Raw genomic sequence first — 11,068 nt, 5'->3', positions numbered from 1 at the left:
TTATGAGTTAAGCAGGCGCAAAACCTCGCCCTTCAGGGCGGGGATACGCGCCGTCACTGGAAGACACTAACGACCGACAACTGCATTGCTGGATTTCCCACTCTCAATCACCATTTTTAACACAAAACCTTCTATAAATCCTTATGGACACAGTTCGATGCTGGAGACGACCCGCACCTATCGAACGAAAATCGTCAACCACTCCCAAGTGAGTGACGATCTCGACGAGTGTGGTCACTCAGCATCGAAACTGTGGAACGTCGCCCGTTACCACACCCAGCAAGTGTGGGATGAGACCGGAGAGATTCCGTCGGAAGCCGACCTCAAGCGCGAATTAAAAGACCACGAACGATACAGTGACCTGCATTCTCAGTCAAGTCAGCGCGTTCTCGAAGAACTCGCTGAGTCGTTCAACGGCTGGTTCAAAAAGCGCAAGAACGGCGATAGCGACGCGAATCCACCCGGATACCGCAAGCGAGGCGACAACCACCCACGCTCCACCGTGACGTGGAAGCAGAACGGTATCAAGCACGACTCCAAGCACAACAAACTCCGTTTGAGCAAAGGCTTCAACCTGAAGAACCACCGCTCAGACTTCATCCTCGCAGAGTATGAGACACGACCGGACGTGACCGTGGAAAACATCCAGCAAGTCAGAGCCGTGTGGAACGGCGACCGCTGGGAACTCCACCTCGTCTGCAAGGTCCAGATACCCGTCGAGGACGCGCCCGGCGACACCACCGCAGGCATTGACCTGGGCATCAGCAACTACCTCGCCATCGCGTACAATGACGGTGACGCCGAGTTGTATCCGGGGAACGTGCTGAAGCAGGACAAGCACTACTTCACCCGCGACGAGTACGATACCGAGGGCGAGAACGGCCCGTCCCGTCGTGCGGTTCGCGCCCGGCAGAAGTTGTCTCGTCGAAAAGACCACTTCCTACACGCTCTTGCTAGGCACATCGTCGAACAGTGCATCGACCACAAGGTTGGTCGTATCGCCATCGGTGACCTGAGCAAGATTCGGGAAGATGGGAACGGCGAGTCTCGGAATTGGGGCCGAAGCGGAAACAAGAAACTTCACGGGTGGGAGTTCGACCGCTTCACGAACTTGCTCGAATACAAAGCAGAGGAACACGGAATCCTCGTTGATCGGAAGAGCGAGCGTGACACGAGCAAAACGTGTTCGTGCTGTGGTCGAAAGCGTGAGGCGAATCGCGTGAAGCGTGGCCTGTACGTCTGCGATTCGTGTGGTGCGACGATGAACGCGGATGTTAACGGCGCAGAGAACATTCGGAGAAAGATAACTCAGAGTCCCCCAACTGGGGATATGAGTAACGGTCGTTTGGCACGGCCAGTCGCCTCCCTGTTCAACCAAACCTCGGGGCGTTTCGCACCGAGGGAGCAGGTTGGTTGCAAACCTTGAAATCCCAACGCTGGGGAATCCTCGTCCTCGAAAACGCGAAGCGTTTTCGGGTGCAACGAGACGCGTACGCGTCTCGTCATGCCGCTGTAGCGCGGGGAGGATGTCAACGATACATACCTTCTGGCGTCGTTACCCGATGCAGACCGATCGAGTGCCTATTCGGCCTACAGCGCCACAATGATGGTGATTCAAGCGGGTGCGAGTCTCGTGGTTGGGTCCCTTGTGGAGTATGGCTTCGCTTTCGATCGTGTGTACCAGGGGTTTTCGATCGTTCTGCTGGTGATCTTCCTGGTTCTCCTCGGCTTGTATTCCACAAATCGGCTGCCAGAACGAACAAAATCATAACGCCCGGGACACGAGTGGGGATATGGAGCTGTCGGGTGACGAACTTGCCGGCATTGTGGACCAGTTCGGCGGACTCAAAGAGCCGGCCCTCCAGTCAGCGATCCACGAGGCGGCGTTTCGGGCCGGCGCGGACCTCGAAGCGGAAACGATCGACTCCTGGATCGACGATGCCCACGCCGAGTTTACACTGCTGTCGGTCGAACTGGACGACGGGGAGTACGTCGTCCCTGGTCCGCGGGCCTTTCCGACGGTCCCAGAGATGGCGACAGATCTGCCACACGTTCTTGACGTGGATCCTGTGGAGATCCCGGAGGACAGGATCGAAACGGGAATTCGAAAGAAACTTGCGGCGGCTGCATCACGGGTCGGGGACCAGGACCGGGCCAACGAACTCATCGACGTGACCTACGACGCCGAGGCCTGGGCGGGAAGCGACCTCTCGGACGTGCGGGACCGACTCCAAGCTATCACGGCGGAGCAGGACAGCTAAGTCACTCCATGCGAATGTCAGGTATGGAACTGGGCTCCCTCGCCGATCGGGAGCCAACGCTCGTGGCGAACCCAGCCCGTAAAGCTGCGGTGCTGGTCCCGCTTGTCGAGGGGGATTCGGCGTCACATATTGTTTTCATCCGGCGCTCAGACACACTCGAAGAACACCCGGGCCAAATGGGCTTCCCGGGCGGCAGATACGAACCGAGAGATGGTGACCGACGCGAAACGGCTGTCCGCGAATCCAACGAAGAGATCGGACTCCGGGCAGCGGAAATCGCCCAGATCGGTCGCTTAGACGACGTAGAGACTGTGTCCGGATATACTGTGTCGCCGTTCGTCGCACGGGTCCCAGACCGTGCCTATCGCCCCACGGATGAGGAGGTCGCTGACGTGGTTTCACTCCCGTTGGAGGCGTTCACGACACCCGAAAACCATGCTTATGAAGGCTGGATGCATCCGGAGTATGGCACTGTACCCTGCCACCATTTCATCGTCAATGGATACACGGTTTGGGGTGCGACTGCCCGGATGCTGGTCCAGTTGCTCACACTTGGGACAGAGTGGACCGTTCCGGACCCACCAGACCGGCCCCTCGGTGACCGGATCAGTGACTAATTCGGGCAGCTTACAGTAGAAAACGCGCCAGGGAGGGGCTCAGACAGCCGCGGTATCGTTCGCAGCGTCGTTTGTCTCCGTTTTCGGGATTGTTACCACCAGTGTTCCATAGTCAGTCAGCGTCGCGGAGGCGCTGTCCGGCCGGATCGCATTAGACGGGAGCGAGACTGAGCCGTCGAGTTCCAGGCCTCGACCTGGGAAGACCATCTCGAATCCCTCGTTGAATGGACGGAACCGGTCGATACGGACTTCCAACTCGCCGTCGACGACCTGCACCTGCACGTCACTGGCGGTCGCACCTGGCGCGTCGAGCACCACTCGGTATTCCTCATCACTTTCCAGAACGTCGGCCGGGAGCGGTGATTCCTCCTGGACCCGGCTGGTAACGCGTCCGAGTCGTTCGAGAACGATCTCGGGGACCGCTCGGGTCAGGTCACCAAGGGCTCGCGGGTCGGATCTCATACCTTGATCTCCTCCAGCGTCTCCGTTTTACCACAGTACGGACAGGCGAAGTCTTCGATGCTCGTATCCTCGGGCATATCGTAGGTATAGTGAGCTTCGAACATGTCCAGCTCACAAGCGTCGTTCGTGCACTTGAATTCCTTCTTCGGCGGCATATCCCTCTTTAGTGGGACGCGGGCATAAGCCCGGTGGCCCGGAGTCCTTTTGCCGGTTCGGCGGCTATGTCCGCCGATGACTGCTCCCGAAACGTTGTCCGTGGTGATCGTCGACGGATACGTCGACGAACCCGCTCATTTCGGGGTTCCACCGTATGTCTCGACGTATCCGCGATACACCGCTGGCGCACTTCGGGACGCCGGTGTTCCACCCGAGGCGATCACTTATCACACGATTGACGACCTTCGGGAGGAGACGTCGCGCTGGCAGGACGTCGACACAGCGGACCTGCTGATCTATCTGGGCGGCATGACGGTTCCGGGAAGTTACGTTGGAGGGACCCCGGCAGAGCCAGAGGAGGCCCGCAAACTGGCCTGGACGGCTTCCGGAACGACGCTGATGGGCGGGCCGGTCCGGTTCGGCGTGGGGGAGACAAACGAGGGTGGGACCGAAACCAGCCGCGACGATCTGGATTTTGACTTTCTGGCGATGGCCGACGTAGAGGCCGCGGTATACGACCTGATTCAAAACGGCCTTGAAGGGTTCACCGATCGGTATCGGGAAATGAAAGAAGCGGACCGATGGGCCAACACGGGTGCGTTCATCGTCGATCAGCATCCGGACCATCCGGAGGCACTTATCGCCGAAATCGAGACCGCCCGGGGCTGTGCCTATCGGTGTTCGTTCTGTACGGAACCGCTGTACGGCGATCCCACCTTTCGGGAGCCGGAGGCGATTCACGCCGAGATTGCTGCACTGGCAGACCGCGGGGTGTCACATTTCCGACTCGGTCGGCAGGCTGACATTCTTGCCTATGGTGGAGATGGCGAGCGACCCAATCCGAAGGCGCTCGAGACCCTGTACGCGGGTATCCGGGAGGCTGCACCCGACCTCCAGACTCTCCACATGGACAACATGAACCCAGTGACCATCGTGGACTATCCCGAGCGGTCCCGAGCGGCACTTGAGGTAATCGCGACCTACAATACGCCGGGAGATACGGCCGCGTTCGGCGTCGAAAGCGCGGATCCGGTCGTCCAGGAGCAAAACGACCTGCTCGTCACCCCCGAAGAAGCCGTGGCGGCGGTCAGGATGGTGAACGAAGTGGGTGGCTGGCGGCCTGGCGAGGAGGAGTCCATTGCCCCCTCCATCGATCCGTCACCCCCGACCAGGTTGCCGACCTTACTTCCCGGGCTCAACTTCGTTCACGGGTTGGCGGGAGAGCGGGCGGAAACGTTCGAACATAACCGGGACTTCCTGGATTCGGTGCTCGACGCGGGGCTGATGGTGCGACGGATCAACATCCGCCAGGTCATGGCGTTCGAGGGCACCGAGATGGAATCGACCGGTGCAGACCTCGCAACCGCCCACAAAAAGCAGTTCAAGGAGTACCGGGCTGCAGTTCGGGAGGAGATCGACGTCCCGATGCTACGCCGTGTCGCTCCGGTGGGAACGGTCTTACCGGATGTTAGAACGGAGTACCACGATGGTGAGTACACGTTCGGTCGCCAGGCCGGAACCTATCCGTTGCTCGTAGGAATTCCGGGCGAGCGAGCGCTGGGCAAACTAATCGACGTTGCCGTAGTCGATCATGGCCCCCGCTCGGTCACAGCTGTTCCGTATCCACTGTCGATAAACGACGCCGGGATGGACGAACTATCGGCCATCCCGGGGATCGGATCGGCGACGGCCGGCGACATTCTCGTCGGGCGACCGTATGATTCAGTCACCGAAATGCCGGCGGCCGATGAACTTTCACCCTTCGTTTGAGTCGGTTACTCGAACTCTTCTTCGATAATGTCTCCGACCGCGAAGTTCGATTTCACCTCGCTGATCTCGACTTTGACACGTTCGCCCATATCGGCGCCTGGGACGATGATGACGTAGCCACGCTCGACGCGTGCGATGCCGTCACCTTGTTTGCCGATATCCTCGATTTCCACGTACCGGATCTCACCCTCCTCGACTGGGGGTTGTGGTTCGGACGGAACAGTCGTTTCCGCGGGTTCGGCCGAAGGGGTCGACCCGTCTCCGCGAGCGATAATTGCGATTCGATAGACCGATTCGGGATCGATCGTCCCGTTTTCGACTTCCCGATCGGGGATTTCCACGACGTAGCCGTCCTCAGTCGTGGTAATCTCCCCGTTGAACAGACAGAGGAGTTCGTCAGAGATTTCCATTGATGTGCCTCCGGCGGAAACTGGAACCGGCGTGGTATTAGTCCTTGTCACCCACGGTTGGCCCTAATGGCCGGCCGAGTTGGTCTTTTGCACCCTCGGAATCGTGAATGACGATCCCGTCGACCTCCGGTCGTGGCAGGTAGTGGTCCCGAAGTGCGATGGTCTCCTGGAGTTCCCGTACGGCCCGCTCTTTGAGGGTGTCAGCGATCGCCAGGGCGCGTTCACGGCTGATTCCGGCCCCGAGACCCGGACATTCGGAGGCTCGGACCCGACCCGAGACTGCCACCGCGCCAGCAACGGATTCGCCAGTCCCTGGGAGTCCCAGGCTAAAGGGATAGGTCCGACAGAGGAGCGGTCGCTCGCCGTAGATGGTACAGCGGGTGTGGGTGTCTTCGCTCTTGAGGAACGTACAGTCACCACAATCGTCGGTTTGGAGTGCCCACTCGAATGTTTCTCCGACTCCGTCCGTGATGCCGAAGGGCATCGGGCGAGCGATTTCCGGCCAGGATTTCTCGGTCCTGTCCCGAATCGCTCTGACTTCCTCTGGAAAGACGATGGCCGTATGCGATTCTGTCTCGGTGCCCTGACAGCACTTTCCACAGCGAGTGCACTCGAAGCCGATCTTCTGGACCCGGTCGGCGATCTGCTCGATATCGAAGGTCTGGGCCCAGTCGAGCGCCGCTTCGAGGCGATCCATATCTCCTCCACGTGCCCGAACCACAAAAGGGCTGGAGACGGTGGCCACCTGGGCGGAGCCAAATCGCCTGGAAACGGTTTGTTCGGTGCCCGATCAGCAGGAGTTCAAGAAGAGATCTTCTGCGGTGAAGCGAAAACCCGCCCCTTACACCTCGAGGTAGTACACTTGCTTGCGCGCGTCCTGGAAACTGTATCTCGAATCAACGAGGTCCGCTTCGCTGAGCCGGTTGAGTGCGTACCGAACGGTGCGGTCCGGGAGGAGCGATTCCTCCGCGAGCTGGCCTTGTGAGAGCGGTTCCTCGGTTTCGAGGACTTTCGCGACCAGTTTTGCACTTGGTGGGAGTTCCCGGAGTTGCTCCCGGAACTCGTCGTTCGCTTGAATCGGTGATTGGCCAGTGGCCGACGTACTCATGGTTTGCTTTCACATATGGGACAAAATAAAGGTTATCTATACTTGTGACTATATTCCTTATACAATTAAAGGTCATATTCACTGTCGAATCTGACTGGTTGGGTCCCGGAGCGTGTCCGGTGTTGGTCACTTGTTTCCAGTACGGTTTTAACCACGGACCAGTGTGTTTGTGATGACGTGAAGGGACAGGAGTGGTACCAGGCTGACGCGGTCGCGGAGGCCTACGAGGACAAGCGGTTCTCCCGTGGCGGCCGCCTTATCGATCGCCGCGAGAAGGAGGCCGTTCTCGAAGCGTTGTCTCCGTTCGAGGATCGCCGAATCCTCGAAATCGCCTGTGGAACGGGTCGGTTCACCGTCATGCTCGCGGAGCGGAACGCTGAAATCATCGGTTTGGACATTTCCCGGCCGATGCTCCAGCAGGGACGGGAGAAAGCCCAACATGCAGGTGTGACCGACCGACTGGAGTTCATGCGGGGGGATGCGGGCCGTCTGCCCTTCCCCGATGATTACTTCGATGCGGTGTTCGCGATGCGGTTTTTCCACCTCGCGGATACCCCCGAAGCCTTCCTCAGGGAGATGGCTCGGGTCTCGAAGGACGTGGTCTTTTTTGACACGTTCAACGCTGGAAGCGCCCGCAGCATCTACAACTGGGCATTGCCGATGGGGTCACGTCTCTATGGGGACCCGGAGGTCAGGTCCCTCGTCGATGACGTGGCGCTCGACCTCGAGGCAGAATCACACGACTTCATCATTCCATACGGCTTGTACCGGAAAATGCCGGATTGGATGGCGGATGGCCTGCGGGACCTGGACCGGTCAGCGGTCTCTTCGCCGGTTGGGGAACAAATGGCCAGTGTCTCATACTGGACGGCACGGACGTCGGAATAAGCTGGGGCCGCCAGACCGAGCCGGAGTTCCGATTTTTCGAACCGATTTTGGGACCGAACCGGGGCTCAAGGGCCGAGGCTCCAATACGCGAATCCGAGACGTTTTATGCGTCTCTGTAATTCCTTTGTTGCATGGATCTCTCGGTGGTGATACCGACGCTCAACGGCCGGTCCGAACTCCCGGCCACGCTTGCGGCCATCGCCGAACGCAGTCCCGATGTCGAGGTTATCGTCGCGAACGGTCCCTCTGCCGACGGCACCTCCGGTTTCGTCTGCCAACAAACTGTCGTGGACACGGTGTTGGAACTCTCAGATCGCAATCCCAACGTGGCCCGGAACGCCGGGATGGCTGCTGCTTCAGGGGACGCCGTGGCGTTTCTCGGCCAGGGAACTCGAATCGAGTCGACCTGGCTCGACGCTGTAGAGACTGCACTGATGGCAGGAGCGGACGTCGTGACAGGTCCAATTCACCGTGAATTGGGCGAGGACGTGACCACCGAATTACTGGAGGAATCGCGGATCGGATCGCGGCGGATCCGGTTTTTTGACGGGGGCAATGTGGTCTTTGATCGGAGAGCGTTCGAGGCACTCGACGGGTTCGACGAGCAACTCGACGTCGGCGCAGCTCGGGACGCGGCACATCGACTTGCCGCACACGATCTGACCCTCAGGTGGGAGCCAGAGGCCTCAGTGCTGCGGACGACACCTGAGTCGAGTCCGCAAGACCAATCGGTCACTCGCCGCTCCGCGGTAGCATACCGCTCACGGGGCTATCGAATGGCCAAAAACTACGGCGCCAGTCGGCAAACCTGGTTTTGGCTCTCTCGGTTACTGGTTCGTGATGGCATCAGGGAGGCCAAGGCAGTCACGACTGGTGAAGCCAAACCGTCTCGGTTCATTGGCAAAGGACGTGACGCCACGAGAGCAGTTCTTCGAGGGGTCAAGGAGGGGCTGGCTGCCAGGGTGACGGATCGAACGGCCCGACGGAATCCGAATGGACTGTCAGCCAGGCAGGACCGACCCGTGGGGCGGTGTGAGCAATAATCAGTGATTCGAACTGGATACCCCGTTTAGGTCGGGGAAGATGCGGATCAAATTTTTGGTGAACACCCGTTCCATCGCGTTTTCCGGTACATCGAGGGTTAAAACCTCCATCACCCCGACGTTTGGGTGCACCGTCGGCGCTCCACTCCCAAACACCACACGGTCCGGATGTTCCATGATGGCACGTTCGAGGAGGTCTCGGTACCGCACGGCGCTCGTATCCAGATACAACGAATCCCGCCGCTCGAGGAGTTCGATCGTTTCGCTCATTAAATTCCGATCCGCCGGATACCCGCCAAAGTGGGCCAAGACGACGGGTATCGACCGCCCGAGAAGGAATTCGTCGACCTGCTCTGGCGGAAACTGTCGCCCGCCATCGAGGAGTACCGGGAGGCCGACATCCTCGAGGGCGTCGAGCACGTCTTCGGTCGGCAACCCATCTTGGGCCGGGTCGAGTTTGAATCCGTAAAATCGGTCGTCGTAGGCGTACTGCTTGACGTCGTCGGGGGTCGTGTGGGCCGCGTCGGGTCGGGCGATCGTGTCTTTGAGCATCGCGGTGACCGTGCCTGACCCCTCCCGCGGGCCATCCAACCGGGCCATCGCGATCAGCGGCCGTTCGACCGTCTGGCGCGCGATAGCGTTGTTCGCCCTAAGATAGCCGCGCTCTCCACTCACCGGTCCGGGGAAGACGACGGCTTGGGCGATTCCGGCGTGGTGGATTTCCCGTTCGAGCTCCTCGGCGTCGATCGTCTTCGCACGGATCGGGCGGCCAGGGCCCGGGTGCAGGCGGGCGTGAACATCCAACGCCTGAAACCCGTGTTCCAACTCCAACATGGTTCACACTCTGCGGGCCCGCCATATTGGACTACCGGTCCGTGTGGATTGGGGGTGGTGGGTAGATTCTGACCCTTATTCAACCGGGGCGAGGTACACTGTGTCGCCTGGGGCGAGTCCGAATGACTCGTCACCACGGCCCCGATTCACGGCTAACTCGACGTGGCCGTGACTGCCGACGGTAACCAGCCGGTTTTCTGGTGGAACCGCTGCATACGTTCTGGCGACGGGAGTTTCCCGTCCGTCAACCAGGATCGTCTCGCCAAACTGGCCGGCAAGAAACGAGCCCGGGACGTTCGTGATAGTGTTCCCGAAGTCGTCCACCACGAGTACTGCACCGAATGCCTCCTGGTCCTGAACATCTGGGTCCGGGAACTTGATTCGCTCGGTGGGTGTCACGGACTCGAACCGGTCCGCCTCGACGACTGGTTGGAGGCCTCTTTCGTGGATTTTCGCCGCGAGCGGCGCAAACACATCGCGACCGTGAAACGTCGCACTGTCCGCATTCTTTGGGTTTGTCGCATAATACATCGGGTCCTCGACAAGCTGTTCTGCCACTGGAACGAGGATTCCGTTGTCGGGCCCGACGAGCCGGTGTTCGCCAGCTTCCACGACGAGGACGCGACGATCGGTTCCGACGCCAGGATCGATCACGACGAGGTGGACGGCTGCAGGGAAATATGGGAGCACTTCGCGGAGCCAGAAGGCCCCGGTCCGCAGGTCCTGTCGCGGAAAGTCATGAGCAATGTCGACGAGTTGAGCCGAGGATTTTGACAGGAGGACCCCTTTCATCGCGGCCGGATACGGCGAGCCGAAATCGGACGCGAGGGTAATCATTCCGGATCGGCACGCCCGCTGGCGTCTGTGTCAGCGATGTGCTGGATTCGTGTAATCCCATTTATCTCTTTGATTGTCTGGACAACCGGTTCCGGGAGGAGTTCCCGCCAGCCTTCGTCCTGGCGCATTCGTTCGCGGATGTTCTCTCCTTCGAGTTGGTCGCGGTCGAACATCGGCGATTGGCGGACGTTGATACCGGACTCGTCGAACAACCGAATGACCAGCGGGTTGTTCGAGTAGGCCACGTCGAAATGTGGGCTCATGGCCGTGACGTGACTGACCCACACCGAGTTTCTGTTGATGTCCTCGATCGGCACGACGTAGGTGACGAGGTCCATTTCTGCCAGGCACTTCGTGATCATCATCATCCGCTCGCCGGCAGTGAACGGGTTTTGCAGCGTGTGGCTCTGATCAGCGCTTCCGATTCCGACGACGACTTCGTCGACTTCGGCTGCGATCTGCTCGATCACTTGGTGGTGGCCCTTGTGATAGGGTTGGAATCGGCCGATATAGAACCCCCGTGTCATTGGTGGTGCTACGGTGTGGCCCTACATGAATGGCGGCGGTCTCGGGATTGCTCTGCCGAAGGACGAATCGATTGGACGGGAATCGGTCTGAGACAGGGCGAAACCGGCAGCAAGAAGGGGGTTTTGTCCGGTCACCGAAGGGAGAAAGTATATCA

14 protein-coding genes are annotated in these 11,068 nt (G+C 59.7%); 6 read left to right on the top strand and 8 right to left on the bottom strand.

Features of this window, described 5'->3' with window-relative positions:
• Positions 1-157 precede the first annotated feature (157 nt).
• The 3 genes from V5A26_RS08900 to V5A26_RS08890 all read left to right on the top strand — a co-directional run bounded on the left by V5A26_RS08900 (position 158) and on the right by V5A26_RS08890 (position 2,878).
• Complete coding sequence (locus V5A26_RS08900; RefSeq protein ID WP_332320207.1) at positions 158-1,426, top strand: RNA-guided endonuclease InsQ/TnpB family protein; 1,269 nt, start codon at positions 158-160, stop codon at positions 1,424-1,426.
• Between the two features lie 367 nt (positions 1,427-1,793).
• The gene (locus tag V5A26_RS08895) at positions 1,794-2,261 is read left to right on the top strand and encodes a DUF7109 family protein (RefSeq protein ID WP_332320208.1); all 468 of its coding nucleotides are present in this window, start codon (positions 1,794-1,796) and stop codon (positions 2,259-2,261) included.
• Positions 2,262-2,284: 23 nt separating this feature from the next.
• Positions 2,285-2,878, top strand: a complete 594-nt coding sequence (locus tag V5A26_RS08890; protein ID WP_332322339.1) for an NUDIX hydrolase — start codon at positions 2,285-2,287, stop codon at positions 2,876-2,878.
• Positions 2,879-2,917: 39 nt separating this feature from the next.
• Here the strand turns inward: V5A26_RS08890 and V5A26_RS08885 are convergent, their stop codons facing one another.
• Both V5A26_RS08885 and V5A26_RS08880 read right to left on the bottom strand, forming a co-directional pair.
• Complete coding sequence (locus V5A26_RS08885) at positions 2,918-3,340, bottom strand: Hsp20/alpha crystallin family protein (RefSeq protein ID WP_332320210.1); 423 nt, start codon at positions 3,338-3,340, stop codon at positions 2,918-2,920.
• Positions 3,337-3,495, bottom strand: coding sequence for a DUF7559 family protein (locus V5A26_RS08880; RefSeq protein WP_332320211.1), 159 nt, complete (start codon positions 3,493-3,495; stop codon positions 3,337-3,339). The genes V5A26_RS08885 and V5A26_RS08880 overlap by 4 nt, the downstream gene beginning before the upstream one ends.
• 76 nt (positions 3,496-3,571) lie before the next feature.
• Here V5A26_RS08880 and V5A26_RS08875 point away from each other — a divergent pair, with 76 nt between their 5' ends.
• Positions 3,572-5,266, top strand: a complete 1,695-nt coding sequence (locus tag V5A26_RS08875) for a radical SAM protein (protein ID WP_332320212.1) — start codon at positions 3,572-3,574, stop codon at positions 5,264-5,266.
• A 5-nt stretch (positions 5,267-5,271) separates the two neighbouring features.
• On the opposite strand, the gene V5A26_RS08870 is transcribed toward V5A26_RS08875, so the two are convergent.
• The 3 genes from V5A26_RS08870 to V5A26_RS08860 form a co-directional block, all read right to left on the bottom strand.
• Positions 5,272-5,676 (bottom strand): TRAM domain-containing protein, encoded by a 405-nt coding sequence (locus tag V5A26_RS08870; RefSeq protein ID WP_332320213.1) that lies wholly within the window; start codon positions 5,674-5,676, stop codon positions 5,272-5,274.
• Positions 5,677-5,713: 37 nt separating this feature from the next.
• On the bottom strand, positions 5,714-6,373 hold the full coding sequence (locus V5A26_RS08865; protein WP_332320214.1) for a YkgJ family cysteine cluster protein: 660 nt from the start codon (positions 6,371-6,373) through the stop codon (positions 5,714-5,716).
• Between the two features lie 144 nt (positions 6,374-6,517).
• Entirely contained in the window at positions 6,518-6,784 is a 267-nt protein-coding gene (locus V5A26_RS08860; RefSeq protein ID WP_332320215.1) for a MarR family transcriptional regulator, read from the bottom strand.
• Between the two features lie 177 nt (positions 6,785-6,961).
• Between V5A26_RS08860 and V5A26_RS08855 the strand changes: the two genes are divergently transcribed.
• Positions 6,962-7,672, top strand: coding sequence for a class I SAM-dependent methyltransferase (locus V5A26_RS08855; RefSeq protein WP_332320216.1), 711 nt, complete (start codon positions 6,962-6,964; stop codon positions 7,670-7,672).
• A gap of 131 nt (positions 7,673-7,803) precedes the next feature.
• Positions 7,804-8,715 carry a glycosyltransferase family 2 protein gene (locus V5A26_RS08850; protein WP_332320217.1) on the top strand — a complete coding sequence of 304 codons (912 nt, stop codon included), beginning with the start codon at positions 7,804-7,806 and terminating at the stop codon, positions 8,713-8,715.
• Here V5A26_RS08850 and V5A26_RS08845 read toward each other — a convergent pair whose 3' ends face one another.
• The 3 genes from V5A26_RS08845 to V5A26_RS08835 all read right to left on the bottom strand — a co-directional run bounded on the left by V5A26_RS08845 (position 8,716) and on the right by V5A26_RS08835 (position 10,913).
• Positions 8,716-9,549: an amidohydrolase family protein gene (locus V5A26_RS08845; protein ID WP_332320218.1), complete on the bottom strand. Its 834-nt coding sequence runs from the start codon at positions 9,547-9,549 to the stop codon at positions 8,716-8,718.
• 75 nt (positions 9,550-9,624) lie between these two features.
• Positions 9,625-10,386: an SAM hydrolase/SAM-dependent halogenase family protein gene (locus V5A26_RS08840; protein WP_332320219.1), complete on the bottom strand. Its 762-nt coding sequence runs from the start codon at positions 10,384-10,386 to the stop codon at positions 9,625-9,627.
• A complete protein-coding gene (locus tag V5A26_RS08835; RefSeq protein WP_332320220.1) occupies positions 10,383-10,913 on the bottom strand; it encodes a nicotinamide-nucleotide adenylyltransferase in 531 nt (176 codons plus the stop codon). Before V5A26_RS08835 ends, V5A26_RS08840 begins: the two co-directional genes overlap by 4 nt.
• Positions 10,914-11,068 lie beyond the last annotated feature (155 nt).

It is taken from the genome of Halodesulfurarchaeum sp., from assembly GCF_036626455.1.
In the GTDB taxonomy this organism is placed as follows: Archaea; Halobacteriota; Halobacteria; order Halobacteriales; family Halobacteriaceae; genus Halodesulfurarchaeum.
The sequence above is the reverse complement of the archived record's forward strand: the minus strand, read 5'-3'. Positions and strand labels throughout refer to the sequence as shown.

Bases quoted from the DNA above. Each gene is read 5' to 3' on its own strand.
- V5A26_RS08845 (WP_332320218.1), bottom strand. From the start codon at position 9,549: ATGTTGGAGTTGGAACACGGGTTTCAGGCGTTGGATGTTCACGCCCGC.
- V5A26_RS08890 (WP_332322339.1), top strand. From the start codon at position 2,285: ATGGAACTGGGCTCCCTCGCCGATCGGGAGCCAACGCTCGTGGCGAAC.
- V5A26_RS08895 (WP_332320208.1), top strand. From the start codon at position 1,794: ATGGAGCTGTCGGGTGACGAACTTGCCGGCATTGTGGACCAGTTCGGC.
- V5A26_RS08900 (WP_332320207.1), top strand. From the start codon at position 158: ATGCTGGAGACGACCCGCACCTATCGAACGAAAATCGTCAACCACTCC.
- V5A26_RS08840 (WP_332320219.1), bottom strand. From the start codon at position 10,386: ATGATTACCCTCGCGTCCGATTTCGGCTCGCCGTATCCGGCCGCGATG.
- V5A26_RS08885 (WP_332320210.1), bottom strand. From the start codon at position 3,340: ATGAGATCCGACCCGCGAGCCCTTGGTGACCTGACCCGAGCGGTCCCC.
- V5A26_RS08870 (WP_332320213.1), bottom strand. From the start codon at position 5,676: ATGGAAATCTCTGACGAACTCCTCTGTCTGTTCAACGGGGAGATTACC.
- V5A26_RS08880 (WP_332320211.1), bottom strand. From the start codon at position 3,495: ATGCCGCCGAAGAAGGAATTCAAGTGCACGAACGACGCTTGTGAGCTG.
- V5A26_RS08835 (WP_332320220.1), bottom strand. From the start codon at position 10,913: ATGACACGGGGGTTCTATATCGGCCGATTCCAACCCTATCACAAGGGC.
- V5A26_RS08850 (WP_332320217.1), top strand. From the start codon at position 7,804: ATGGATCTCTCGGTGGTGATACCGACGCTCAACGGCCGGTCCGAACTC.
- V5A26_RS08865 (WP_332320214.1), bottom strand. From the start codon at position 6,373: ATGGATCGCCTCGAAGCGGCGCTCGACTGGGCCCAGACCTTCGATATC.
- V5A26_RS08860 (WP_332320215.1), bottom strand. From the start codon at position 6,784: ATGAGTACGTCGGCCACTGGCCAATCACCGATTCAAGCGAACGACGAG.
- V5A26_RS08875 (WP_332320212.1), top strand. From the start codon at position 3,572: ATGACTGCTCCCGAAACGTTGTCCGTGGTGATCGTCGACGGATACGTC.